The sequence below is a fragment of the Rouxiella badensis genome, from assembly GCF_026967515.2.
Lineage (GTDB): Bacteria > Pseudomonadota > Gammaproteobacteria > Enterobacterales > Enterobacteriaceae > Rouxiella > Rouxiella badensis.
In genome coordinates, this window is sequence record NZ_CP114062.1 from 2,119,195 (window position 1) to 2,142,335 (window position 23,141).

A 23,141-nucleotide genomic window follows, 5' to 3' on the forward strand; every position below is an offset into this window, starting at 1 on the left:
TTTCCTTATTAATTTTGGCTACGCTGACTGAGATTATTCCCAGAGAACGGGGTCTTGAAAAACGGATAAAACTACAGTTAACTGTGAGTAAAACTCACAATGAGCGCCAAGAATGAATCAGTCTCTTCCGCCGCTTTACGCACTGCGGGCCTTCGAAACTGCCGCACGCTACGGCTCTTTTAGCCAGGCTGCTGCGGCACTTAACGTCACGCCGGGTGCCGTAAGCCGACATATCCGCACATTAGAAGCCTGGTTTGAGTGTCAGCTGTTCACCCGTTGCGGCCCGCGCGTCGAGATTTCTGACGCCGGGCGTTTTCTTGCCGGACAGTTGCAGGAGGGATTTCAGAGTCTGGAAAATGCCTGCCGTGCTTTTCAAAGCAACAGTCACCAGCTTCGTTTGAAAGCGCCGTCGACGCTGACCATGCGCTGGCTGCTCGATGTGCTGAACGTCTTCAGGGAAGAAAACTCAACGCCGACCATCGAAATAACCAGCGTGTGGATGGACATCGATACCATTGATTTCAGTAAAGAACCTTATGATTGCGCCATTCTTTTGGGCAATGGAAAATTTGGTCCTAATACGGAAAGCACGTTGTTGTTCAAAGAATGGTTAATCCCGGTCTGTGCACCGAAGCTTTACCAAAAGGCGCGTGAAAATCTGCCAGACTGTGAGCTTATTCATCCGTCGACCGACCGCAGAGACTGGCGACGCTGGCTCAAGGGCAGTGGAAACCAGCATTCGCTGAATATTGCGCGAGGTAAGGTCTTTGATACCCTTGAACAGGGAAATCTGGCAGCGATCAGCGGCCACGGCGTCTCGGTTGGCGATCTGCTGCTGAGTCTGGAGGCCATCAACAGCGGCCTTTTGGCGTTGCCCTTCGAACAGGCGGTGAGCACGGGGGACGGTTATTACCTCGTCTGGTCGGCCAACAGTCAGCGGAAAAATAATATTGAGCAGCTCTGCACCTTTATGATGAGCCGCGTACCCCGGCATATTCCACAGGGAGTGAAACTGCTGTAATGGCTGGTTTCGGGCCATAGGGTAGCGCCACGCTGCTCAGAATAATGTAAACCTCTCAGAGTGGCATAGCGCGCAGGGTGACAGTTTCCGTTAACGGTAAACGGAAATTTTACGGTAGAACACAAACGTCATTACGCCAACGGCCGCAACCAGCCATGCCATGCCCGCCAGCGTCCAATGGGCATAACGATAAAGCGCCAAAACGATCAGTGGCAGCGTGCTCGAACAGAGCGAATAGGCCAGATTGTAGATTAAAGAAATCCCCGTCACCTTCACCTGCGGCGGGAAAAGCTGCACCATCACCGCCGGCACGGCGGCAATCACACCGCAACACAGCCCCAGGAAAAGGTAACAGCCCAGAACGGTCTTCACATTGCTGCCGAGAAACAGGGTCATCACCGTGACGCCAATGGCCAGCATGACGGAATAGACGGCAAAAATGTTCCAGGCGCCAAATCTGTCAACCAGACGACCCGCGATAATACAGCCAATATTGAGCATCAGAATGCCTAAACAGCTCACCTTGAAGGTGGTTGCAGCATCAAATTGCCAGCTTTTCTGCAGGATAATGGGTAACGCGACGACGGCAATAATAACCGCCGAGGTCAACACGGCGGTCAGCAGGGAAGCAGGGATGGCCGCCCTGCGGTGTTTGCGCAAAATGTCCATCAATGGAAGACGTTCGGAAAGAGACTTTTCCTTTTGCAGCGCGATAAACACCGGCGTTTCTTGCAACCAGCGGCGCAGCCACAGCGAGATGAAACCGAGCAGTCCCCCGACAATGAAAGGAATGCGCCACGCCCAGGCGTTAAGCTCATCGGCCGTGAAGTAGCTTGAGATAAAGGTGACGGTCAGCGCGGCCAGCATATAGCCAAACGTCAGGCCAGCCTGAAGCAGACCCAGCGCGAATCCCCGATGTTCAGTCGGCGTATGTTCGGCAACAAAGACCCAGGCATTGGGCACCTCGCCCCCTAGCGCGGCCCCCTGAATTATCCTCGCCACCAGCAGGAGCAGCGGTGCCCAATAGCCAATCTGCGCATAGACCGGCAACAACCCCATCGCCAGACAAGGCATCGCCATAAAAAGCACCGTGAAATTAAACATGTGCTTACGGCCATAGCGGTCAGAGAAATGGGCAATCAGCAGGCCGCCGAGCGGACGCGCCAGATAGCCGACGGAGAAGATAGTCATGCTTTCCAGTAAACGTATCCATTCTGGGGTATCGGCAGGGAAAAAGACGTTTGCGATGGTAGTGGAAAGAAACACAAAAATGATGAAATCGAAAACTTCTAACGCTCCGCCAAGGAGCGAAAGTGAAATGACTTTATAATCCTGGCGGGTCAATGTAGGGGCAATTGCGGTCATTGAGAATGTCTCTTCAGCGGTGCCAAATGAATCCGACGTACTCTAGGGGTTTGTGCCAGACGATACAAAGTAAAAAAAGACATACCCCCATCTAAAAAACTCAGAGGGGGGCGCAAAGTGAAACTATCAGTAACATCATGAAATGGAAGAGATCATGTGAATCCAAGGATCATCTCTTTAATTGCCACCACGGCGGGACTCGCCTGATCCTTCTCTTTAATGTTCATAAAATAGCTTTTGCCGCTGGCGACCTGATGCGCAAATGGGATGACCAAAGATTTATGTGCGATCCTCGAGGCGGCCATTCTGGGGTCAAGCAAGGCAACGCCCAGCGAGTCTGCGGCCGCCGACATGGCAATCTCTGAGGTGTCGAAAGTAATGGTTTTCTCGGTATTGGCCATTTCAAAACCGTTTTCGGCAAGCCAAAGGTTCCACAGTTTCATGTTCGGCAAGATACGTAACTTGCAGGCGGTGTTCACCACCTCTCGGTCGAGCAGTATTTGCTGATAAAGCGCGGGTGAACACATCAGCGTCAACGTTTCTGAAAACAGCTTATAGCTGGTATAGAACGGCAATCCGATACTGTCTCGGGTGATGATAATGCTGCTCACGTCGCCCAACTCGCCGGCCTGCCGCTGCTTGTCATCCGCAGAGGTATCGACCTTGATAATATAATCAGGCAATGCGCGCTGAATTTTATCGAGTTTCGGAAACAGCCACTGCATGGCAAAAGTTGAAGGGGCCTTGATAAGCACAACCTTGTTCATCGCCGATAAGTCGGTCTCTAACTGACTGACTTTGTCCAGTATTGCCTGCGCATTTTCAAGGAAGAAGCGCCCTTCCTTAGTCAGGGTAAGTCCGGTGGGCTCACGTTCGAACAGGTAGATACCGTACATTTCTTCCAGCTGTTTTATCTGCCTGCTGATGGCGCCCTGGCTTCGGTGTAAAAGTTGTGCGGCTTTACTGATGCTGTGCGTTTTTGCACACAGAACCAACGCCTGGAGTGCATTCAGGCTCGGCAGCCGGGTGTTGATTTCCTGGGACACAGGTCACCTGTCGCTTTAAAAGTTTTTCGGAGTTTACCACAGGCCTCGCTCAGGGCATGTCCTGCGTGCAGAATGAGAAACCCTGACACATAATTCAAAGGGGCGTGGCGCAATTTCGCCGCCCGAAACACTTTTCAAGGACGGATAAAATGGGCAAGTTTAATTACCAGCAGGATTTCGACAATATCGACTTTCGCCAGCACCCCGAGCTTTATCAGGTTGGACGCGGTGAACAGGGCGTGCTGATGGTTGAGCCTTATAAATCCGAGATTTTGCCCCACTGGCGCTTCAAAACCCCCGACGTTGCCAAGGCCTCAGCCGAAGCCATTATGACGCTGTTTGAACGCTATCGCGAACAGGATGATTTTGTTGGCATGGATATGGCGCGTAAATTTATCCAAATGGGTTACACCCGCGCCCGTCGTTATGCCAATTATCCCGGAGGAAAGAAATACGCCAAAGACCGCTCTGTTTTGCCGCGCGATATTGATGAAGAAAAAGCCGCCTCCGCCGCTATCTTCAAAACCTACTGGGACCGACTTCGCGCCGATGACGATTACCTTAAACGCAAGAAGGCCCACCAGCAGAAGCAGGGTTAAAAGAGAGTCTGAACAGAGCCTCTCCTGATCCTTCTTTAGTCTTTGCAGAGCTAGCGCATCACGCCAATCCAGCCGTGGATCCCCATATATAAACCGACTATTGCTATCAGCAAGCTCGAGAAATATGGTGCCCGCCGCGCCAGAGTGTTCAGACCGCTCCAGCGTTGGGTGGCCTTGCGCACGCTGTAGGCCGCAATAACCCCAACCGTGACCAGCGTAATGGCCAGTCCAATGCTGAAACAGAAAACCAGTGCGGCACCGAGCGTGAATGCCTTGACCTGGATACACAGCAACAGCACGGTGATGGCCGCTGGACAAGGAATTAGCCCTCCGGTCAGCCCGAAAAGAATAACCTGCCCCGTGGTCACGTCACGATTTGCGAAGCGTCGTTTAATGTCATTGGCGTGCGCCTTCTCATGCGCGTCCTGATACTCCTGAGAAGAAACGTCTAACCCTGCCAGTTCAGCGTGAGAACTTGGGTGCGAGCTTTCTGCAAATTCGACATCATAATCATGCGAATGCCCCGCGTGGCCCAGCGACAGGCGAGCCATAAACTGATGAGGTTCGGGAATAGCGCGGACTGACTGCAGAAAATCCCCCTTTTCTTCAAAATCGAAAATCTGCGCAAAACCTTTCTGACGCCGGGTGGTAACAGAAACAGACTTAGCGCTCCAGTGCTGGCCCGAGATACGCTTAATCCGCCAACGTGACTGCCCGCCCTCTTCAACAATCGAGAGTTGAATCTTTCCATGCCCGGTATCGACGAGCTTTGACTCATCGCTGTCCTGATGGACCTGCTGGTAACGCTGCTCGGCCTTCCACTGCTGCTCACCGCGCCAGGTGCGCCAGAACATCCAGGCCGCCGTGGCGACGATAATAAACGCAGAAATAAGCTGAAAGTACGGCTCGGTAGATTCGGCAGAAAACTTGTGGCTCAGCGCCATGCCCCCCATGGCAATCAGCCAGACGATGGCCGTATGTGAAATTGTCGCCGCCAGCCCAAGGTAAACCGCCTGACGAACGGTACCGCGTATCGCCACGATAAACGCGGCCATCATGGTCTTGGAATGCCCGGGTTCGAGGCCGTGCAGCGCGCCGAGCAAAATGGCGCTGGGAATAAAGAGCCAGGCATTACCCATACCCGACTGCAACAGTGCAGAAAAATCGGTCATGCTGATCCTTAGAGATACTTGGTAATTTCTTTGAAAGCGCGAATAACGTCGGCTGACACCTCGCCGTCCTGAATCGCGTGTTCAAGACAGTGGTCGAGATGGTCGTGGATCAACACTTTTTTGGCATTAATGACCGCCTTCTCAACCGCGTGCAGCTGCTGCGCAATATCGAGACAGCTTCTCTGGTCTTCAAGCATTTTGATGGTGCTGTTCAAATGGCCGGACGCGCGCTTGAGGCGCTTTATGATTTCAGGATGTGTTTCATGTGCGTGCATTTTACTATCCTATCGGGGGGGATAGGATAATGCTAAGCCATCCTGAAATAGGATGCACGATTTTTAGAGGCAGGAAGTCACCCAAGTCTGAAAGGCTCAAATAAAAAAAGCAGCCTTTTGGCCGCTCTTTGCAAACAGAGTGAGAAAACGCTTTCTTTAACGGGTCACGTCAATCCAGTCTGCACCGGTAATGCTCGCCAGTCTGGCCGGGGCAATGCGAACGCCGGAATTAACGCTGCCGCCCGCAGGCAGCACTTCGTCATAACTTTTTAGACTGTGGTCGCAATACACTTTGACCGCATCAGCGGCGGCGAACGGACAAACGCCACCCGGCGGATAACCGGTCAAAGTTTCGACTTCGTCAGACGCCAACATGCGCGCCTTGACGCCGAAAAGCTGCTTGTACTTTTTATTGTCGATCCGGGCCGTGCCCGCCATCACCAACAGTACAACCTCATCATTCACCCGAAACGACAGCGTTTTTGCTATCTGCCCGCTTTCAACCTCGAAGGCCTCTGCTGCCTCGGCAACCGTAGCGGTACTTTTTTCCAGCACCGTGACCGTTGCCTCAGGTGCATGCTCAGCAAGGAACTGCTGGACACGTTGAACGCTCATGCTCTCTCCTTAAATGCTCGGTTTTAGGAAAAACCCCGTTTTCGATAATAACCGCGCATCGCCGCCTGGGTAAAACCTTTATGTTATCCCCACGCCCTGTTCTGTAGCACCACTCTGTAACTGTCCGTGTCGATGAAGGTTTTACCTGCGACGTCCCAGTAAGGATTGAAAGATTCAACGGCAACGAATCCTGCCCTCAACATACGCTCACAGGAGGCCTGCCACTCGGAGGTCTCGGGGATGTACAGCACCAGCAAATCTTCGGTAGAGGGCTGAGGTTTGACAGGATGAGAATGGCAGACGGTAAATTCAAGGTGCCAGGCGAGGGAGTCATGGCCCAGCATAATGCCGCTGAAGCCGTCATGGTCAGCAAATTCGGCAATTTTGTTCAGGCCTAATCCATCATGGTAGAGCTGGAAACTGCGTGCTAAGTCGGTAACCGGGCGCGCAATGCGCATATGGCAGGGAAACATAGACAATCCTTTGGCTGAAGAGGTGAAATAAGGCTTTCACTCTATCGCAAAATGGCGCGGCGGGAAGTCTTGATAAGATCGTTTAACCGCCAACCTGCTTCAAGTATTCGATATATTTTGCCATCCCTTCACGCAGCGGGGTAAAGCTCGAAGTATAGCCTGCAGCTCTAATTTTGCTGATGTCAGCCTGAGTAAAGTATTGCGCCTTCTCTTTCAACACCTCGGGAAACGGGGCAAAATGGATGTTTTGCTTTCTTTGCGACAGGTCGAAGGCCGTTTTTGCAATAGTGAGAAACGAATTGGCCTCACCGGTGCCGACATTATAAATACCCGACTGAGGCTGGGTGACTAATAACCAGTTAATGACCTGAGTCACATCATCGATATAGATAAAGTCTCTCGACTGTTCGCCGTCATTAAACTCGGGAATTTCAGACTTAAATAATGTCACCGGTTTATCATTTAACACCGACTGACATATATTGCCTACCGAGCTCTTCATGTTGCCTTTGTGGTACTCTCCGGGACCGTAAACGTTAAATAGTTTAAGCCCGTACCAGTGCTTAGGCGTTTGAATATTTTTATTTTCAACGTCGCGAGCCACGCGTAAATCAAAAATATTCTTGCTCCAGCTATAAAGATTAAGCGGGGTCAGTTTATTCAGAAAGCGCGGGGACTGATGGTCTTTGAATCCTTCGGAGCCGTCGCCGTAGGTACAGGAGGAGGAAGCATAGATAAAGGTGACTTCGTTCTCTGCGCAGAATTTCCACAGGCGGACCGAGCGGGAGAAGTTGTTCTCGAGCACGTCATCGGCGTCAACCGCCGTGGTTTCAGATTTAGCCCCCAGGTGGATGATAGCCTCGATTTTTGGTTTCTTCTCTAACCAGGCATCGAGTTTTGACAGTGGGATGAAGTCACTGAATTCGCAATTGCTAATATTACGCCACTTTTCATCACAGCCCATTGCATCGCAAATAACCACATCCGTAATACCGGTTTTATTTAATGATGACAGCACATTAGAGCCGATGAATCCGGCCGCACCGGTTAATAAGATCATGATAAGTCCAGACGTTCTCTTGCGTTAAATTAACGACACGGGGAATTAAGTGTGAAAAATATAACATGAATATCACGAGCAAAAATATCAGTAATTTCTGATAGGCTTATCAAAAATAATAAATCACACAATTCCTTGATCTGACGCACTTTTAATATAACTCATTAATTTACATGGTGTTATTTTAATCAGAATAATTACGGGGATAGACGGAAAGGAAAAATATAACACTTAGTTACCCGAAAATAATATTCTCTGCGAATATTCTCATAAAACGAACCTGCATTGCACAGGTTCGTTGCGGCTATTTTATACGAATAAATTAATGAGACAGAATTTGTTCTAACTGTTCGAGCTTTTCACCATAAGGTGCCCGCAGTCTCAGGCTGGATTCACCGCTCGGACTTTGCTCAACCACAGCTTTGGCGTGGCTAAAACGCAGGAAGCCGTGAATGCCGTGATAGGCACCCATCCCTGACGGACCCACACCGCCAAACGGCAGGCTCTCGACCGAGGAGTGCGTCATGATGTCATTAATGACCAGGCCACCCGAGGTGGTCATATCGGCCATACGACGCTGATTTTCGGCATTATCACCAAAGTAGTAGGCAGCCAGGGGACGAGGATGCGCATTGATGTAAGCCACCGCTTCCTGCTCCTGCTGATAACTTTTCAGCGGCAGAACCGGACCAAACACCTCTTCTTGCATCACGCGCATATCATCGGTCGCGTTCAGCACCAGCACGGTGGCCATTTTACGGGTGGCAGCGTCATAGGCGACTTCACCTTCGGGTGCCAGCGACACAACGGTTGCGCCCTTGCTTTTCGCGTCTTCAAGCAGCGCAATTTGTCGCTCAAAGTGCGCGTCACACACCAGCGAGGTGTAATCCGCATTGCCTTGCAGGGTGGGAAACGCCTGCTGCATAAATTCGCGCGCATGGCGCACAAACTCATCCTGCGCCCCTTCCGGCAGCAGAACATAGTCGGGTGACATACAAATTTGCCCGGCGTTGAAGGTTTTGACTGTGAGCGTACGCTCGACCGCAGTACGCAAATTAGCGTCAGGCGCCACCAGCACCGGCGATTTTCCGCCCAACTCCAGCGTGACCGGCACCAGGTTTTCTGCCGCAGCGCGCATCACGTGGCGACCCACGGCCGTACTGCCGGTGAAGATCAGGTGGTCAAACTTCTGTGCACTGAACGCCGCGCCCACATCGGCCTCACCTAGCACGGTGGTCAGTTCGAGCGAGTCAAAATACTGGCTGACCAGCTGAGCCAGCAGCGCGGAGGTTTTCGGCGTCAGTTCGGAAGGCTTGAAAATTGCCCGGTTACCGGCGGCAAACACGCCAGCCAGCGGAGAGAACGCCAGATTCAGCGGGAAGTTCCACGGCACGATGATGCCGACAACGCCGAGCGGCTGAAACTCGATTCGCGCCTGCATGCCTGGCATTGGCTCGCTGTTTTCCTGCGTCTGCATCCACTGCGCCACGTTTTCCTGCGCATGTTGCAAAGATTTAATAGACATACCGACGTCGGCAGCCAGCGACTGATAGCGGCTACGATTGCCATAATCGGCGCAGATAGCCTCGGCCAGCGCCTGATGATTTTCCTTAAGCAGGCGCTCGGCGCGCTGTAGTCGGTCGAGTCGCAGCTCGAGGCTCGCCGGGCCCGCTTCAATGTGCGCCTGTTTCATGGTCGCGACAACGCCAGGAAGCTGGTCGATAGTGATATTTTTAAATTCGTTATTCACAATAATTCTCTTTTACTCATCCGCCGACCAAAGCGGTCGGCGGATTTAAGCGATTTTTAGAAAGGATAAAGACTTAGTGAGCCAGTTTTTTAATCAGTGCTTTAGCAACTGACGCCGAGCTGGCCGGGTTTTGACCGGTAACAAGCTGGCCGTCGACCACCACATAATCCTGCCAGTCGCCAATCTTCGAGTAGTCGGCACCGAGGCGGATAAATTCGTCTTCAACCAGGAAAGGCACGACGTCGGTTAGCCCCACGGCGGCCTCTTCAGAATTGGTGAAACCGGTAACCTTGCGACCCTTGACCAGCGCTGAGCCGTCGGCGGCCTTCACGTGGCGCAACACGCCCGGTGCATGACAGACGAAGCCGTGTGGCTTGTCGGCGTTGGCAAAAGCTTCTATTAAGGCAATCGAGTCTGCGCTCTCGGCCAGGTCCCACAGCGGGCCATGACCGCCCGGATAAAACACCGCATCAAAGTCTGCCGCATTGACGTCGGCAAGCAGCCCCGTGCTGGCCAGTTCCTGCTGGGCCTGCGGGTCCTGACGGAAGCGGTCAGTTTCGGCAGTTTGTGCTTCAGGGGTATCACTTTTTGGATCCAGCGGAGGTTGTCCGCCTGCCGGAGAGACCAGCGTGACTTCGGCACCGGCATCTTTAAAAGCGTAATAAGGCGCAGCGAACTCCTCCAGCCAGAAGCCTGTTTTACGTCCGGTGTTGCCCAGTTTGTCGTGAGAAGTCAGAACCATCAGAATTTTCATGTTGAACCCTTACGTGAGTGATTTGAACGGTGACACGCGGACTGCCATTGGTTTTCAAGCCTGATTTTGCAGAGCAAGCTCGAAGCTTAAAACAAATAACAGACCAGTCGTCTAGAAACTGAATGCAGTCTCTACCTCTCGATTTATGAAGTCAATGGTTTTTTTAAAACGCTTTTTTGGGCAGTTATAGAAAATCGTGCTTGTCGTCGGACGAAAACTAGACGACTGGTCTAGTGAGTGATATTATCGCTGCCATGAAACAAGCATACGATGATACTCGACAGCACATACTTGATACCGGCTACCGAATGATGGCAGTGAAGGGCTTTACCAGCGTAGGGCTCAACGAACTGCTGCAAACGGCCGGCGTGCCCAAGGGCTCGTTCTATCACTACTTCAAGTCCAAGGAACAATATGGCCAGGCTCTGCTGGAGGACTACTTCCGCACCTATCTTGCCGCCATGGACACCCGATTCTCCGCCGCCGACCTGACCGGCCGTGAGCGGCTAATGAGCTACTGGCAAAACTGGCACGACCGCTACTCCTACGACTGTAGCACTCAGGCCTGCGATGCGCTGGAGTGTCTGGTCGTTAAGCTTAGCGCCGAGGTCGCCGACCTTTCCGAGGCAATGCGCCTTACGCTGCGCGACGGTACCACGCAGGTGATTAACCTGATCAGCGCCTGTATACAACAGGGCCAGCAAGACGGCTCCCTGACAGTTATCGATGCCCGACAGACGGCGTCCGCGCTTTATCAACTGTGGCTCGGCGGCAGTCTTCTCAATAAACTGCACCGCGACGGCAAACCGCTGGCCCAATCGATGATTACCACTAAAGCCATTCTCGGTATCCAGGCTTAATCCCAGCCTGGTTTTCCCCTCTTTCTGCCCTCTTTTCGTCTGATTCACCGACGCCGATCACACTCCCGTCACTGTGAAGACGCTATTTTTTGCCCACACCCCGTTTTTCCCCTATACCTCTCATTAAAAACCTCTTCATTTATCGACATTATTTTTATCCCCCTCATGCGGAGCATTTACTGATGGAACACGATAACGCGTTACCGCCGTTCAGTTCTCCTCGCTCGGTTAAAATCGAAAAAATGCAGCAATTAACTGCGACGCCGGTGGTGATTATCGGTGGCGGTATCAACGGCATCAGCACCTTCCGTGAACTGGCGTTGCAGGGGATCCCGGTGATTATGGTCGAACAGGGAGACTGGTGTCAGGCTGCCAGCGGCGCGCTGTCGAGGATGATCCACGGCGGACTGCGCTATCTTGAAACCGGCGAGTTTTCGTTGGTCAAAGAATCGGTGCAGGAGCGCGACCGGTTGCTCAAGAATGCCCCACACTACGTTCACCCTCTACGGACTACGGTGCCTATCGACGGCTGGAGCGGCGGGTTGATTAACGCTGGAAAACGCTTTCTGCGCCTGAGTGAGCGTCCATCGCGACGCGGAGCCCTGATCATTAAAACCGGTCTGTCGATGTATGACCTTTACACCCGGCAATACGGCTCTATGCCGCGCCACGAGCTGAACGGCCAGAGCGCCACACGGCAGCGTTGGCCGGATTTTGCCCACTGGGTTAAATGCAGTGCGACCTATTACGATGCGTGGATTAGCGCACCGGAAAGGCTGGGAGTTGAACTGATTAACGACGCCGAACAGGCCAATCCTCAGGCTCTGGCGCTGAACTATGTGCAGCTGATTGGCAGCGACGGGGAAAATCTCACCCTGCTGGATACGCTCAGCGGTCAGCATTTTACGCTGCATCCTCACGTGGTGGTTAACGCCGCCGGTGCCTGGATTGATCGCCTCAATCGCACATTGATGCAAAATCATCCCGGCAAAAAACTGATCGGCGGTACCAAGGGTTCGCATCTGATTATCCGCCATCCGCAGCTGTTGGCCGAGCTTAACGGCGAGATGGTGTACTACGAAAATCAGGAAGGCCGGGTGTGCATTATGTTTCCGTGGTATGGCAACGTGCTGGTCGGCTCGACCGATATTCGCATCGACGACCCGGATAATGTGGTGTGCGAGGCGGAGGAACAGCGCTATATCCTCGAGTCGCTGCGCTTTGTCTTTCCGCATTTTACCGTCGATGACAAAGACGTGCTTTACACCTTCAGTGGCGTGCGTCCCCTGCCCGCGAGCGACAGCGAAGTGAACGGTCGCATTTCGCGTAACCACTCTCTGGTGCTGCTGCCACCGGAAGCCGGACGCGACTACACCACGCTGTGTCTGGTCGGCGGCAAGTGGACGACCTTCCGGAAATTTGGCCAACAGGCCGCCGATAAAGTGCTGAAGCTGATTGGCGAGCGGCGCAAGGTGAGCACGGGCGACATGGCGATTGGCGGCGGCAAAGACTACCCACAGCCCGAAAGAAAAGCCAAATGGATTCAGCAGGTCAGTCAACGGACGGGCGTGCCTATCGAACGCCTGAGCCAGCTTTTGGCGCGTTATGGCACTCTGGCGGCAAACATTGCGACCTTTATAAATCAACAGCCTGAGCCTGACGGCAATTTATCGCAGTTGCCGGACTACAGCCGCAACGAACTACGCTATCTCATTCAACGCGAACAGGTTGAGGCGCTGGAGGACCTGCTGGTGCGACGCACGCCGCTGGCAATCAGTGGCCAACTCACGCTGGCAAGGGTTAAGGAGCTCGCCGAACTGCTCGGTGACGAGCTGGGCTGGAGCACCGCGCGCACCGCCGAACATCTTGAAACCACCCTTTCACGCCTTGCCAGCCTGCACGGGCTGACCGGGCTTTATCCGCTGCACGCTTCAGAGGGAGTCAGTCATGTCAGCAACCCATAAGGTCAGGCTTAATCGACTGTTTAACAATGGAAAATGTCTCGATGTCGCTATCGATCACGGCATCGCCAACGAACCGGATTTTCTGATTGGGCTTGAAGATATCAGCGCCGTGATGAGCAGCCTCATCGCCGCGCAGCCCGATGCTATTCAGGTTAACTACGGTCAGGCTGACTTACTGCAACAGGTGGCGCAGAAAAAACCGGCGCTGGTGCTGCGTACCGACGTCGGCAACGCCTATAACGCCGCACGTCACCGTGAAATGTGGGCGGTGTTGCACAATCCCGAACAACCTATCCTCGCCGCCTTACAAATGGATGCCGCCGCAGTCGTGGTTAATCTCTACATGATCCCCGATGAACCGGGCATTTTCCGCCAATGCGTCGAAAATATTGGCCGTCTGCGCCACGCCTGCGAAAAATACGCCATGCCGCTGATGATTGAACCATTGGTGATGGCCCCCGCCGGTCAGGGCGCAGCCTACGGATCTTTGGGCGACGTCGACAAGATTGTGCCGCTGGTCCGACTGGCCCGCGAGCTGGGTGCCGATATTATCAAGGCCGACCCGACCGATAACGTTGAAGACTTTCATCGCGTGGTGGAAGCCGCACGCTGCCCGACGCTGGTACGAGGCGGCGGTAAGGGTGAACTGTCGGCAGTATTGGACAAGACCGCCGCACTGATGGCCCAGGGTGCCTCGGGGATGGTCTACGGCCGCAACGTATACCAGCACAGCAATCCGTCACAGGTGGTGAAGGCGCTGATGGCTATTATCCATCAGGGCGCAAGCGGCACGGATGCGCTGGAGATTTATCAGCGGTTCTGATGTGTATATTGCTTGAACTGGCGCTTAAGCGGTGCGCCGTAAACCCTAGATTGCGGGGTATTTATGAGTGAATGTCTGCTTGGGATTGACGCGGGTAACACCATGATCAAGGCGGTGCTGTTTAGTCTTAGTGGCACCGTCTTGTCCGTCGCAGAATGTGCCGGTGAAACGCATCAGCCGCAGCCGGGCTTTGCAGAGCGCCCGGTTGAGGACATCTATTTCGGCGTCACGCAGGCCATTCGCGATTGCCTGTTGCGCGCACCACAGCAAAATATGCGGGTCATTGCCGTCGGTGCCGCCGGACACGGCAACGGCCTGTATGCGCTCGACCCACAGCAGCGACCGCTGCTGGGTATTCAGTCTATCGATCATCGCGCTTTTGCCCGCGTGCATGAACTGGAACTCACGGGACTTGACCGCGCCATTTATACTCGTTCGCTGCAAAAACCCTGGCCTGCGGCCACGCCGGTGCTTATCAGCTGGCTAAAACGCCACCGCCAGGACGTTTATCGCCGCATCGGCCACCTGCTGCTTGCCAAGGACGTGATTGCCCATTTTCTCAGCGGCGAGGTTTCGGGCGACTATTCAGACGCCGCCGGGGCAGGTCTGCTCTATTACGCCAGCCGCAGCTATGACCCTGAACTGATGGCGCTTTACGATATTGAAGACGCGCTGCCGCTGCTGCCACCGCTGCATGAGTCCTGCGAAGTGGTGGGCAAGGTCACGCCACAGGCCGCGGCGTTGACCGGTCTACCCGCAGGTATTCCGGTGGTAGCCGGGATTTTTGACGTGGTGGCCTGCGCCGTCGGGTCAGGCGTGGTCAATGTCGGGGAGGCCTCTATTGTCGCCGGAACCTGGAGCATCAATCAGGTGGTGGTCGACAAGCCGGACTATCTGCGCCCGGTATTTATGAATTCGATGATAGAAGGTGACCGCTATATGGCAATTGAGGCCAGCGCCACCTCAGCGGCTAATCTTGACTGGTTTTTACGCGAGTTTGACGACGGACGAGCCGGTCAGGGCGCGGCGCGCAGCAGTGACATCGTCGCCAGCGTAACGCCGAACAATCAGCTGCCGCTCTACCATCCCTATCTCTATTCGGGGCGAAAAGAAGGCCCTGCGAAGGCCGGATTCTACGGCCTGGGCGGCTGGCACACGCGTGCAGATATGCTTTATGCGCTGTTCGAAGGCGTTACCTTTGCCCACCGGGCGCACATAGACAGGCTCCGTGCCGCGGGCATCAGGTTCGAAAAAGCCACGCTTTCCGGCGGTGCGGCGCGCAGCTGCATCTGGCCGCAGATGTTTGCCGACGTTTTAGGCATCCCAATTCGCGTCACCGAGTGCAAGGAGACCGGTGCGCTGGGTGCCGCTATCTGCGCAGGCGTCGGCGTCGGTATCTGGCCGAGCCTGTCGGCGGGCGTCCTGCAGGCGGTCAGCATCTTGCCACAGCCCTTTATGCCCAATCAGCAACAGTTTGCATTTCACCATCCGCGCTATCGGCTGTTTAAAAGACTCGAAACCCTAATGGCCGAGGTCTGGCACGAAGAAGAAGCGGCAGAGTAGAACTCGCCCTCACCTAAGCCAGCCTCCCCGGCTGGCCTTTTTGGTGCATTTTTGCACTGCGCTCGCCCCTCTCTCTCACCTTCTGGCTTATTCATCCTCGCTCAAAAATTCATCACACTGATTTTTATCGACTAAATATTGTTCACCCGTTTGGCATAACAGTTGCATTTAATTAGTTAATTAATTAACGCCGTTTTTTATTGCACCATTAACATCAGGAGAACAGGTCATGACGGTTGATGAAGTGATTGCGCGTTTCGAGCAGGAACGCGAAAAGATCTGGTTTGAACAGCCCGCTGAAATTGCCGACCTCGGTAAGGGTATCGTTCCGCGCGGCACCGGGGCACGCGGCCAGTACCTCAGCACCATCATCTTTGCCGAAGGTGAAGCGCGCACGCTGGCCGACGAGATGCTGTGGGGACTCATTCGTGTGGCCGAAGACAATCCCGAGGCCGATTTGAAAACTCTGCAACTGCTGATTAAAGAGATTATCGGTTACAAGGCAGACTTTTTCGATTTCGTCAGTCTGCCCGAAGCTGCAAAAATGGTTCATCTGTATGTGGCCACCGCCGAGCGTTGTGAAACGCTTGGCGAGCTGGCAAACCTCTCTCACGCCGCCCTGTCGTGGGCAAACCGTCTGCATATGTGGGTCGATTTCATTCTTCCCTGGGGTCTCGGCGACGGCTTCCGCCGCGTAAAAGCCTAATCATCTATTGCTGTTTAATCAGGGGGAACCATGAAATTACAAATGTCCGTCGCCGGTGAGGCCGTCTGCGTCATCGAAGTATGGGAAGATAAAGTGCCGAATCTGGCTAAAGAGCTGCGCGCCAAGCTGCCGATGACCAGCATCTTGCAGCACGGTAAACTGATTGGCGACATGGTGTTCTTTACCATGCCGATCGTTGCGCCGTGGGAAAACAAGTTTAAAACCGAAGAGGTCGGCAGGATGCGCCGTGAGAAGTACGGCGTTTGCACCGGCTCAGTGTGCTTCTACAGCCCACGTCAGCAGTTTTGCGTAGTCTACGGCGACGATACCGCCGAAGAACCGCTGCCAATTTCCTACATTGGGGAAGTGATTGAAGGCTCGCTGCAACTGCGGGTCACCGGATTAGAAACCTGGTTCGATCAGGGCCGTACCGTCGAGCTGGCGGTTATCGAGTAACGCCCGATAGGGCGGCAAACGCCGCCCTCAGTTCACGCACAACTTTCTCGCAGCAGTTCGCTGATAGCGCACTCTATCTCCGCCGTTTCGCGCGCAAAGCGCCCTGGCGCACCCGCACAGTGACCGTAGGGAGAGACCAACGGCCGCCACTCGCCGACGTTTGCAGGTAAACGGTCAAACTCTATTCTGGCCTCCTCTGGAGTAAAATAACGGTCCGTACTGCCCACCATCACACAGGTTTTAGCGCTCACACCAGCGATAGCGTCGAGGCTGACGTCGCCGCTCTGCCAGGTGGCCAGCATGGCCAACAGATTATTGGCGTCCCAGTTTTGATGGTCTTTTTCCCAACTCTGTAGCAGCTGTTCCAGCGTCTCAAACCCTAAATCACGATAGCGTGCCGCGCGGAAAAACTCGGCGCTGTAGGCCCATCCGGCGTAGACGCGTCCAAACGCCGCCAGCCCGGCCAGCGGCGAGGTGCGATAACGCCCGTGGTGATAAACCGGGTCAGCCTGCAACGCGCCTTTTATGCCTTCAAGGAAGACGTGATTCAACGGCCAGCAGCGCGCCGTGCCGCACACCGGCAATAGGGCCTTCACCTGCTGCGGAAAACTCACCGCCCATTGCCAGGCCTGCATAGCGCCCATCGACCACCCCGTCACCAGTGCAAAAGCGTTGATCCCCAGCGACCTGCTCAGCAGATGCTGGGCGTTAACGTTATCTTTAATGGAAACCGTGGGGAAATCTGCTCCGTGCTGCGCGCCGTCGTGGCTCGGCGAACTCGAGACGCCGTTGCCGAACATATTGGTCAGCACGATGAAATAACGCCTCGGGTCCAGCGCCCTGCCCGCTCCTATCAGCTTGAGATAGCTGCGGTGCGTGCCGGTATAATAGCTGGGGATCAGGATGGCGTTATCGCCCTGCGCGTTCAGCTCACCAAAAGTCGCGTAGGCAAGCTTCGCCTGACGTAATACCTCGCCGCTTTGCAGGACAAAATCCCCCAATGAAAACTGCTGATAGTCCTGCATTGTGCCTTTCCCTCTTGGCCCGCTAATTAATTAACTAGTTAACTTATTGAGATGCTGAGAGTTTTAAAAACACTCTATAAAATGCCTATAAATCATTTCATTAACCCGATTTGTCATGCGAAACTGATTGCTTAAACAATAGACTCTGAACGACAGGATGGCTAATGAAGGAACCCAACGTCACGGCGCGTGCCCCCGCAGCGGACAAGCCGGCCAAAAAGAATCAGAGCGACGTCGCCGCAAAATTGCTGGACTCGGCCTTTGACCTGTTTGCCCATCAAAACTACTCTTCGGTACGCATCAAGGACATCGCCAAGGCGACCGGCCTGAACTCGGCGCTCATTTACTACTATTTTGGCTCCAAGGAAGACCTGTTCCTGAAGGTTATTGAGGCCGCGGTAGAAAAGGCGTTCGTCCAGTTCGACACCATCACCGCCAACGCCGCCAGCCCGCGTCAGGTGCTTTTCTCATGGATTGAGGTGCACATTTTGCAGTTCACGCTGATGCAAAAACTGGCCAAAATCAGCCTCGACTATGCCAACACCCACGAGCATCTCACCAACATCGACAAAGCGATTAAAAAGTTCTACGAGAAAGAGTCGGTGGTGCTGAAAAATACCCTGAAGGAAGGCATTGCCGCCGGGGAGTTCCGCGAGGTGAATCCTGCCGATATGTCGATGTTTATCTCAACCTTTCTTGACGGCGTGCTGTTCCGCACGGTGATGTTCCCAAACTTTAAATACAAACACGCCATCAACTGCATGCGCGAGTTTGTGCTGGAACATCTAGAACCTGTCCAGGCCTGAGGCAACCCCTCATCGCCTCCTCCCCCCTAGCAAGGAAGGAGGCGTAATCCTTTAAAATATCGAACTGTATTTCTCAATCTCCCACTGACTTATGCTCAGGTGATACTGGTTCCACTCCTGCGTCTTATACTTCACAAATTCGTCCTTCAACGCCTTGCCAAGCGTCGCCTCAACGAACGGATCGCTGTCGAAAGCCTCGACCGCCTCCAGCAGATTTTGCGGCAGGAAGTCGATACCCCGTGCATTGCGTTCCGCCTCGGTCATGGCATACAGGTTGTCTTCATTTGGTCTGCGCGGGTCAATTTTCTCACGAATACCCTCAAGCCCGGCGGCCAGCGCCAGCGTGGCCGCCAGATACGGATTCACCGCGCCGTCGGCGTTGCGTGATTCACATCGACCACCGCCCGCAGGCACACGAACCGAGTTGGTGCGATTATTCGAGCCGTAGGAGTTGAACACCGGCGCCCAGGAGAAATAGCTCATCGCCCCCTGACGCACGAGACGTTTATAGCTGTTGACCGTCGGAGCGAAGGCGGCGCACAGCGCGCGGCCGTGGCGCAACAACCCGCCGATAAAGTAGTAGCCAAGCTCTGTCAGCCCCAGACCATAAGGGTCTTCGTCGCTGGCGTCATGGGTTTTAAACAGGTTACTGCCGGTTTTCAGGTCATAGAGCGACATATTGAAATGCGCGCCGGTTCCGGTTTTATCAGAGAACGGCTTCGGCATCATGGTCGCCACCAGCCCCAGCTCTTTGGCGTAATGCTTCGCCATAAAGCGGAAGAACACCATGCGGTCACAAGTGGTCAGCGCATCGGCATAGTTGAAGTCGAATTCGTACTGAGAATTGCCGTCTTCATGGTCCAGCGAATAGAGATCCCACCCCAGAGAGTTAATGCAGGTGGAAACCTTGTCCAGCCAGGCAAACTGGTCAACAAATCCCTGAATGTCGTAACAGGGTTTGTTTAGCTTGTTGTCCTTTTCCGGCACGGAAAGCGAGCCGTCCTGCTCGCGCTTAAGCAGATAAATCTCGCACTCGATGCCGAGATTAAAACCGAACCCCATCTCGTTGGCCTGCCTGATAACATTTTGCAGCGCAACGCGGGTGTTCAGGGCATAGGGTTCGCCCTGAAAGGCGTTATCCGCCGGCATCCAGGCAATTTTCGGCTCCCACGGCAGTTGAATGATGTGGTCAAGATCCGGCACCGAGGTCAGTTCGTCCTCGTGCGGCGACTGCCCCAGTCCGTCCAGTGCATAGCCGGTGTACCGTTCGGAGCCGCTCGCCATCTGCTTAAAGTGATTGATAGGCACCACTTTTCCCTTCGGAATGCCGTGAATATCGACATAGGCCCCGATACAGTACTCAACGCCTTTCTCCCTCAGCGACTGCTCGACTTCTGCGATTTGTTCTGCCGTCTTCTTCATTAAGGTTTCCGCCTGTTAAACAATCTCAATAGTGACCGCTAATCGTGCTCAGCGACGTTGTGTGGAATATAGGGTGCCTCCAGCGCGTGAATCTCCTCGCGGCTCAGTACCAGCTCGCTGGCGGCAACGGCATCTTCCAGATGCGAAAATTGGGTGGCACCGATGACCGGCGCGATCACCGATTTATGGCGGTACTGCCACGCCAGCGCCACCTGTGCCATTGGCACGCCGCGTGCGTCAGCGACCCTGGCAACCGCATCGATGACGCGCCTGTCGGCCTCAACCGTCGCGGAATACAAAGTTTCTGCATAGCTGTCGCGACCGGCGCGTGGACTGTCGGTCGGTTGCTGGCATGGCCGAGCCAGCAAACCACGCGCCAGCGGACTCCACGGCGTAACGCCGACGCCCTCGCTTTCACACAGGCCCATCATCTCGCGCTCTTCCTCGCGATAAAGCAGATTGAGGTGGTTCTGCATGCTGATAAACCGCGTCCAGCCGTTGTACTTTGCTACCTGCAACGCCTTGGAGAACTGCCAGGCAAACATCGAAGACGCGCCCAGATAACGCACCTTGCCGGCCTTGACCAGGTCATGCAGCGCCTCGAGCGTCTCTTCGAGCGGCGTGTCGTAGTCCCAACGATGAATCTGGTAGAGGTCGATGTAGTCGGTGCCTAGGCGGCGCAGGCTCGCGTCGCACTCGGTCATAATCGTCTTGCGCGAGAGCCCCTTGCTGTTCGGACCGCTGCGAATCGGGTTGTATAGCTTGGTGGCGATAACCACGTTATCGCGGTCGGCGAAATCACGGATTGCCCGCCCAAGAATCTCCTCGCTGGCACCCTTGGAATAAGAGTTGGCGGTGTCAAAAAAGTTAATCCCCAGCTCCAGCGCCTTACGGATAAACGGTCGGCTCTCGGGTTCACTGAGCGTCCAGGTGTAGCCGCTGGCCTCTTTCGGTGCATAGGTCAAACATCCCAGACAGACGGCCGACACTTCCAGGCCCGAGCGGCCTAATTTCAACGTTCTCATACTGCGTCCCTTAGTTGATTCGAATCATCGGTTATTGAAGTTGATGGATCATAAAATTTTGCGTTTCATATAATTGGCGAGATGCCAAACGGTTCTTTCCAAATGTCCCAGCCTGCCGGGCCTGGCCAACTGTGACCGGCTACCGCGCCGTTGCAGGCTGTTGATTTGCAAATCTTCGGCGATAATCGCCTTGCTGCCGGTTTTCATCGTTTCCGCCGTGGCAGCAAAACCTTCCTGAGCCATAGAGGCCTTCGAGACCAGCACCAACCGATGCCAGATCGTTAGGTCTTTATTGACAGGCAACAGCGTGCTGATGCTGATACGGTCAGGGTTAATGCCAATCAGGCAGAACGGATAAATCAGCATCAGATCGATGCGCCGGAGATCCTCTTCGCTCATGCCGTCGAACGGCAGCAGACCGGCGGTTAAGACTTCACTAATCTCGCCGTTTTTACGCAGCGGCTGATGGCAGAAGGTCCAGCCTGGGCCGTCCTCACCGATATAGCTCAGTCGGCCGGGGAAACTGTCTTCAAGCGTGGTGCGGTGCACTGCCGAATGGTGATAACACTCCATGAAAGTCTCGACCGCCATCTTCCAGTTAAACGGGCAGTCGTAGTCCAGCTCATAGGCAGTTTGCAGCTCGGCAAAATGATATTTTTCAAACAGCGGCAGGACGGGCTCAAGGCGGGCTAGCAGCGAATCGATGTCGGAGGAGAAGGTGATAAAAATCATCCCGGCGACGATTTCGCTGCGAATTTGCGGCAGCTCGCAGGATTTACGGTCAAAGTCGGCGGCCTGATTCATCAGCGGCGCACCCATCAGCTGTCCTTTGGTGTTATAGCTCCAGTTGTGGAACGGGCAAACGAACGCTTTTGCATTGCCGCTGCCTTCAATAATCGGCACCCAGCGATGCAGGCAAACGCGCGACATCACCCGAATGCCGTCGTCGCTGCGCGTGCACAACACCGGCTCGTCGATAATATCAAGGCTGAAATAATCTCCTACGTTGGCAACCTGCGAGACGTGGCCAATGAACAACCAGTCCTCACGAAAGATTTTCTGGTTTTCCAGCTGAAAGAACGCGTCGCTGTTGTAGGCCTGCGGCGGCAAGGTGCCTGCCAGCCCGGCGTCGGTGCTTTGCGCAGCGGTAATTTGCCTGGCGATGGCTTGGCCATCATCAAATACACAGTCAATTCTTTGAGACAGATCGAGCATGGTGTTGCCTCCATAAATTCAATTTATATAAGACATTGCATCGTGACGATGAATCTATTACCGATTCTTTACCTGACTCTCAGCTACGGACTCTGCCCAGCTCTCTTTCCAGCAGCGGGATGACCTCATTGCCAAAGCGCGTCAGGGAGCGCAGCGCGTGCTCTATGGGCATATCGCCAAACTGAAAAAAACAGTTGTAGTGCGTCGCACCGGTCTCCTTTGCCTCGAGAATGATTCTTTGCGCCACGCTTTGCGGGTCGCCAATCATCAGGTTGTGGCAGATTTCATCGGCGCCCGGCTCGTTGGCGAAAGGCGGCGCGCTGATAAATGCGCCCTCGGTGGCGGTTTTTTTCTCATGCAGCGCGGCAATCATGCGGGCGACGAACATCGCGCGCTCGGCGGCCTGATGTGCCTGAACCTGACTGTCGGTAACGTGGATATATTGCTGCACCGCAATCGGTCGATTTACGTCTATTCCAGCCTGTGCCCAGCCGTGGCGCGCATCGCTGACCATTTGGCGCAAACGCGGCGACCCGCGATAACCGGCGGTCACAAAAGGCGTCGGACTCCACGGCTCAAAAGCGCGCAGAATGTGCGGATTGGTCGAGGTCACAAACAGCGGCGGTAACGGCTGTTGCAGCGTATTGAGCAGAAAGTCAGTTTGCAGGGGTTCGCCGTTGTAGCCCGGCGACTGGGTCTTGCCCTCAGTCAACGCGCCGGAGATAATCGCCCAGCCGTCGAGCAACGCCTGATTGCGCTCCTCAACGTCGAGCCCATAGCGGTCGAACTCATAGGCCTGATAGCCACTGCCAATGCCCAGCACCAGACGCCCGTCGGTCAGCCTGTCCACCAGCGCGATTTCCTGCGCCAGGCGCATCGGGTGATACAGCGGCAGCACGATAACCGCCGTGCCGAGCTTGATGCGCCGCGTGTATCCGGCCATGTGCGCCACCATCATCAGCGGTGAAACGCTCAGCGAATAGTTGGTAAAATGGTGTTCGGCAAACCAGGCCGTCTCAAAGCCAATCTCCTCGGCCAGCGCCACCATTTTGCGCATATCTTTAATGACGCCCTGAATACCTCCAGGATTGTCTTTAAACGACATTAAATTAAATAATCCAAGTTTCATGATCCCCCCGGCGAAAA

At 54.4% G+C, this 23,141-nt stretch carries 23 protein-coding genes; 9 read left to right on the plus strand and 14 right to left on the minus strand.

Going from position 1 to position 23,141, the window contains the following annotated elements; all coding sequences use genetic code 11:
- The first annotated feature begins 112 nt into the window (after positions 1–112).
- Positions 113–1,021 (plus strand): LysR family transcriptional regulator, encoded by a 909-nt coding sequence (locus O1V65_RS09775; RefSeq protein WP_017490371.1) that lies wholly within the window; start codon positions 113–115, stop codon positions 1,019–1,021.
- A 90-nt stretch (positions 1,022–1,111) separates the two neighbouring features.
- Here the strand turns inward: O1V65_RS09775 and O1V65_RS09780 are convergent, their stop codons facing one another.
- Both O1V65_RS09780 and O1V65_RS09785 read right to left on the minus strand, forming a co-directional pair.
- A complete protein-coding gene (locus tag O1V65_RS09780) occupies positions 1,112–2,386 on the minus strand; it encodes an MFS transporter (RefSeq protein ID WP_017490370.1) in 1,275 nt (424 codons plus the stop codon).
- Positions 2,387–2,538: 152 nt separating this feature from the next.
- Complete coding sequence (locus tag O1V65_RS09785; protein WP_017490369.1) at positions 2,539–3,432, minus strand: LysR family transcriptional regulator; 894 nt, start codon at positions 3,430–3,432, stop codon at positions 2,539–2,541.
- Between the two features lie 149 nt (positions 3,433–3,581).
- Here O1V65_RS09785 and O1V65_RS09790 point away from each other — a divergent pair, with 149 nt between their 5' ends.
- Positions 3,582–4,031 carry a DUF4385 domain-containing protein gene (locus O1V65_RS09790; RefSeq protein WP_017490368.1) on the plus strand — a complete coding sequence of 150 codons (450 nt, stop codon included), beginning with the start codon at positions 3,582–3,584 and terminating at the stop codon, positions 4,029–4,031.
- 50 nt (positions 4,032–4,081) lie between these two features.
- Here O1V65_RS09790 and O1V65_RS09795 read toward each other — a convergent pair whose 3' ends face one another.
- From O1V65_RS09795 to O1V65_RS09825, 7 genes are all read right to left on the minus strand, one after another.
- Positions 4,082–5,203, minus strand: coding sequence for a nickel/cobalt efflux protein RcnA (locus O1V65_RS09795; RefSeq protein ID WP_084912386.1), 1,122 nt, complete (start codon positions 5,201–5,203; stop codon positions 4,082–4,084).
- Positions 5,204–5,211: 8 nt separating this feature from the next.
- Positions 5,212–5,478: a metal-sensing transcriptional repressor gene (locus O1V65_RS09800; protein WP_017490366.1), complete on the minus strand. Its 267-nt coding sequence runs from the start codon at positions 5,476–5,478 to the stop codon at positions 5,212–5,214.
- Positions 5,479–5,634: 156 nt separating this feature from the next.
- Positions 5,635–6,093, minus strand: a complete 459-nt coding sequence (locus O1V65_RS09805) for a YbaK/EbsC family protein (protein WP_017490365.1) — start codon at positions 6,091–6,093, stop codon at positions 5,635–5,637.
- Positions 6,094–6,176: 83 nt separating this feature from the next.
- The gene (locus tag O1V65_RS09810) at positions 6,177–6,566 is read right to left on the minus strand and encodes a VOC family protein (protein ID WP_017490364.1); all 390 of its coding nucleotides are present in this window, start codon (positions 6,564–6,566) and stop codon (positions 6,177–6,179) included.
- Between the two features lie 82 nt (positions 6,567–6,648).
- Positions 6,649–7,626 (minus strand): ADP-glyceromanno-heptose 6-epimerase, encoded by a 978-nt coding sequence (gene rfaD, locus O1V65_RS09815; protein WP_084912384.1) that lies wholly within the window; start codon positions 7,624–7,626, stop codon positions 6,649–6,651.
- A gap of 322 nt (positions 7,627–7,948) precedes the next feature.
- Complete coding sequence (locus O1V65_RS09820; protein ID WP_084912383.1) at positions 7,949–9,376, minus strand: coniferyl aldehyde dehydrogenase; 1,428 nt, start codon at positions 9,374–9,376, stop codon at positions 7,949–7,951.
- A 73-nt stretch (positions 9,377–9,449) separates the two neighbouring features.
- A complete protein-coding gene (locus O1V65_RS09825; protein ID WP_084912382.1) occupies positions 9,450–10,130 on the minus strand; it encodes a type 1 glutamine amidotransferase domain-containing protein in 681 nt (226 codons plus the stop codon).
- Positions 10,131–10,384: 254 nt separating this feature from the next.
- Between O1V65_RS09825 and O1V65_RS09830 the strand changes: the two genes are divergently transcribed.
- The 6 genes from O1V65_RS09830 (at position 10,385) to O1V65_RS09855 (ending at position 16,502) form a co-directional block, all read left to right on the plus strand.
- A complete protein-coding gene (locus O1V65_RS09830) occupies positions 10,385–10,990 on the plus strand; it encodes a TetR/AcrR family transcriptional regulator (protein WP_026110323.1) in 606 nt (201 codons plus the stop codon).
- A 182-nt stretch (positions 10,991–11,172) separates the two neighbouring features.
- Complete coding sequence (locus O1V65_RS09835) at positions 11,173–12,954, plus strand: glycerol-3-phosphate dehydrogenase/oxidase (RefSeq protein WP_084912381.1); 1,782 nt, start codon at positions 11,173–11,175, stop codon at positions 12,952–12,954.
- Entirely contained in the window at positions 12,938–13,777 is an 840-nt protein-coding gene (locus tag O1V65_RS09840; RefSeq protein ID WP_192503570.1) for a class I fructose-bisphosphate aldolase, read from the plus strand. The genes O1V65_RS09835 and O1V65_RS09840 overlap by 17 nt, the downstream gene beginning before the upstream one ends.
- Positions 13,778–13,840: 63 nt before the next feature.
- Positions 13,841–15,340 carry an FGGY-family carbohydrate kinase gene (locus tag O1V65_RS09845; RefSeq protein WP_269130462.1) on the plus strand — a complete coding sequence of 500 codons (1,500 nt, stop codon included), beginning with the start codon at positions 13,841–13,843 and terminating at the stop codon, positions 15,338–15,340.
- A gap of 229 nt (positions 15,341–15,569) precedes the next feature.
- Positions 15,570–16,046 (plus strand): cucumopine synthase-related protein, encoded by a 477-nt coding sequence (locus O1V65_RS09850; RefSeq protein WP_017490357.1) that lies wholly within the window; start codon positions 15,570–15,572, stop codon positions 16,044–16,046.
- 30 nt (positions 16,047–16,076) lie between these two features.
- Positions 16,077–16,502 carry a hypothetical protein gene (locus O1V65_RS09855; RefSeq protein WP_017490356.1) on the plus strand — a complete coding sequence of 142 codons (426 nt, stop codon included), beginning with the start codon at positions 16,077–16,079 and terminating at the stop codon, positions 16,500–16,502.
- 32 nt (positions 16,503–16,534) lie between these two features.
- Here the strand turns inward: O1V65_RS09855 and O1V65_RS09860 are convergent, their stop codons facing one another.
- On the minus strand, positions 16,535–17,527 hold the full coding sequence (locus O1V65_RS09860; RefSeq protein ID WP_227955633.1) for an alpha/beta fold hydrolase: 993 nt from the start codon (positions 17,525–17,527) through the stop codon (positions 16,535–16,537).
- A gap of 164 nt (positions 17,528–17,691) precedes the next feature.
- On the opposite strand from O1V65_RS09860, the gene O1V65_RS09865 reads away from it, so the two are divergent.
- Positions 17,692–18,333, plus strand: coding sequence for a TetR/AcrR family transcriptional regulator (locus O1V65_RS09865; protein ID WP_017490354.1), 642 nt, complete (start codon positions 17,692–17,694; stop codon positions 18,331–18,333).
- A 51-nt stretch (positions 18,334–18,384) separates the two neighbouring features.
- Here the strand turns inward: O1V65_RS09865 and glnT are convergent, their stop codons facing one another.
- From glnT to O1V65_RS09885, 4 genes are all read right to left on the minus strand, one after another.
- Positions 18,385–19,755 (minus strand): type III glutamate--ammonia ligase, encoded by a 1,371-nt coding sequence (gene glnT / locus O1V65_RS09870; RefSeq protein WP_165429619.1) that lies wholly within the window; start codon positions 19,753–19,755, stop codon positions 18,385–18,387.
- A gap of 38 nt (positions 19,756–19,793) precedes the next feature.
- Positions 19,794–20,780, minus strand: a complete 987-nt coding sequence (locus O1V65_RS09875; RefSeq protein ID WP_269130463.1) for an aldo/keto reductase — start codon at positions 20,778–20,780, stop codon at positions 19,794–19,796.
- A 48-nt stretch (positions 20,781–20,828) separates the two neighbouring features.
- The gene (locus tag O1V65_RS09880) at positions 20,829–21,995 is read right to left on the minus strand and encodes an aromatic ring-hydroxylating oxygenase subunit alpha (RefSeq protein WP_269130464.1); all 1,167 of its coding nucleotides are present in this window, start codon (positions 21,993–21,995) and stop codon (positions 20,829–20,831) included.
- Positions 21,996–22,074: 79 nt separating this feature from the next.
- Positions 22,075–23,124 (minus strand): LLM class flavin-dependent oxidoreductase, encoded by a 1,050-nt coding sequence (locus O1V65_RS09885; RefSeq protein ID WP_269130465.1) that lies wholly within the window; start codon positions 23,122–23,124, stop codon positions 22,075–22,077.
- Positions 23,125–23,141 lie beyond the last annotated feature (17 nt).

Excerpts from the sequence above, each read along its gene's own strand:
- O1V65_RS09880 (WP_269130464.1), bottom strand. The coding sequence starts at position 21,995 with ATGCTCGATCTGTCTCAAAGAATTGACTGTGTATTTGATGATGGCCAA.
- O1V65_RS09795 (WP_084912386.1), bottom strand. The coding sequence starts at position 5,203 with ATGACCGATTTTTCTGCACTGTTGCAGTCGGGTATGGGTAATGCCTGG.
- O1V65_RS09775 (WP_017490371.1), top strand. The coding sequence starts at position 113 with ATGAATCAGTCTCTTCCGCCGCTTTACGCACTGCGGGCCTTCGAAACT.
- O1V65_RS09875 (WP_269130463.1), bottom strand. The coding sequence starts at position 20,780 with ATGAGAACGTTGAAATTAGGCCGCTCGGGCCTGGAAGTGTCGGCCGTC.
- O1V65_RS09850 (WP_017490357.1), top strand. The coding sequence starts at position 15,570 with ATGACGGTTGATGAAGTGATTGCGCGTTTCGAGCAGGAACGCGAAAAG.
- O1V65_RS09855 (WP_017490356.1), top strand. The coding sequence starts at position 16,077 with ATGAAATTACAAATGTCCGTCGCCGGTGAGGCCGTCTGCGTCATCGAA.
- O1V65_RS09830 (WP_026110323.1), top strand. The coding sequence starts at position 10,385 with ATGAAACAAGCATACGATGATACTCGACAGCACATACTTGATACCGGC.
- O1V65_RS09790 (WP_017490368.1), top strand. The coding sequence starts at position 3,582 with ATGGGCAAGTTTAATTACCAGCAGGATTTCGACAATATCGACTTTCGC.
- O1V65_RS09835 (WP_084912381.1), top strand. The coding sequence starts at position 11,173 with ATGGAACACGATAACGCGTTACCGCCGTTCAGTTCTCCTCGCTCGGTT.
- O1V65_RS09825 (WP_084912382.1), bottom strand. The coding sequence starts at position 10,130 with ATGAAAATTCTGATGGTTCTGACTTCTCACGACAAACTGGGCAACACC.
- O1V65_RS09885 (WP_269130465.1), bottom strand. The coding sequence starts at position 23,124 with ATGAAACTTGGATTATTTAATTTAATGTCGTTTAAAGACAATCCTGGA.
- O1V65_RS09810 (WP_017490364.1), bottom strand. The coding sequence starts at position 6,566 with ATGTTTCCCTGCCATATGCGCATTGCGCGCCCGGTTACCGACTTAGCA.
- O1V65_RS09800 (WP_017490366.1), bottom strand. The coding sequence starts at position 5,478 with ATGCACGCACATGAAACACATCCTGAAATCATAAAGCGCCTCAAGCGC.
- O1V65_RS09805 (WP_017490365.1), bottom strand. The coding sequence starts at position 6,093 with ATGAGCGTTCAACGTGTCCAGCAGTTCCTTGCTGAGCATGCACCTGAG.
- O1V65_RS09865 (WP_017490354.1), top strand. The coding sequence starts at position 17,692 with ATGAAGGAACCCAACGTCACGGCGCGTGCCCCCGCAGCGGACAAGCCG.
- O1V65_RS09780 (WP_017490370.1), bottom strand. The coding sequence starts at position 2,386 with ATGACCGCAATTGCCCCTACATTGACCCGCCAGGATTATAAAGTCATT.
- O1V65_RS09860 (WP_227955633.1), bottom strand. The coding sequence starts at position 17,527 with ATGCAGGACTATCAGCAGTTTTCATTGGGGGATTTTGTCCTGCAAAGC.
- O1V65_RS09845 (WP_269130462.1), top strand. The coding sequence starts at position 13,841 with ATGAGTGAATGTCTGCTTGGGATTGACGCGGGTAACACCATGATCAAG.
- rfaD (WP_084912384.1), bottom strand. The coding sequence starts at position 7,626 with ATGATCTTATTAACCGGTGCGGCCGGATTCATCGGCTCTAATGTGCTG.
- glnT (WP_165429619.1), bottom strand. The coding sequence starts at position 19,755 with ATGAAGAAGACGGCAGAACAAATCGCAGAAGTCGAGCAGTCGCTGAGG.
- O1V65_RS09840 (WP_192503570.1), top strand. The coding sequence starts at position 12,938 with ATGTCAGCAACCCATAAGGTCAGGCTTAATCGACTGTTTAACAATGGA.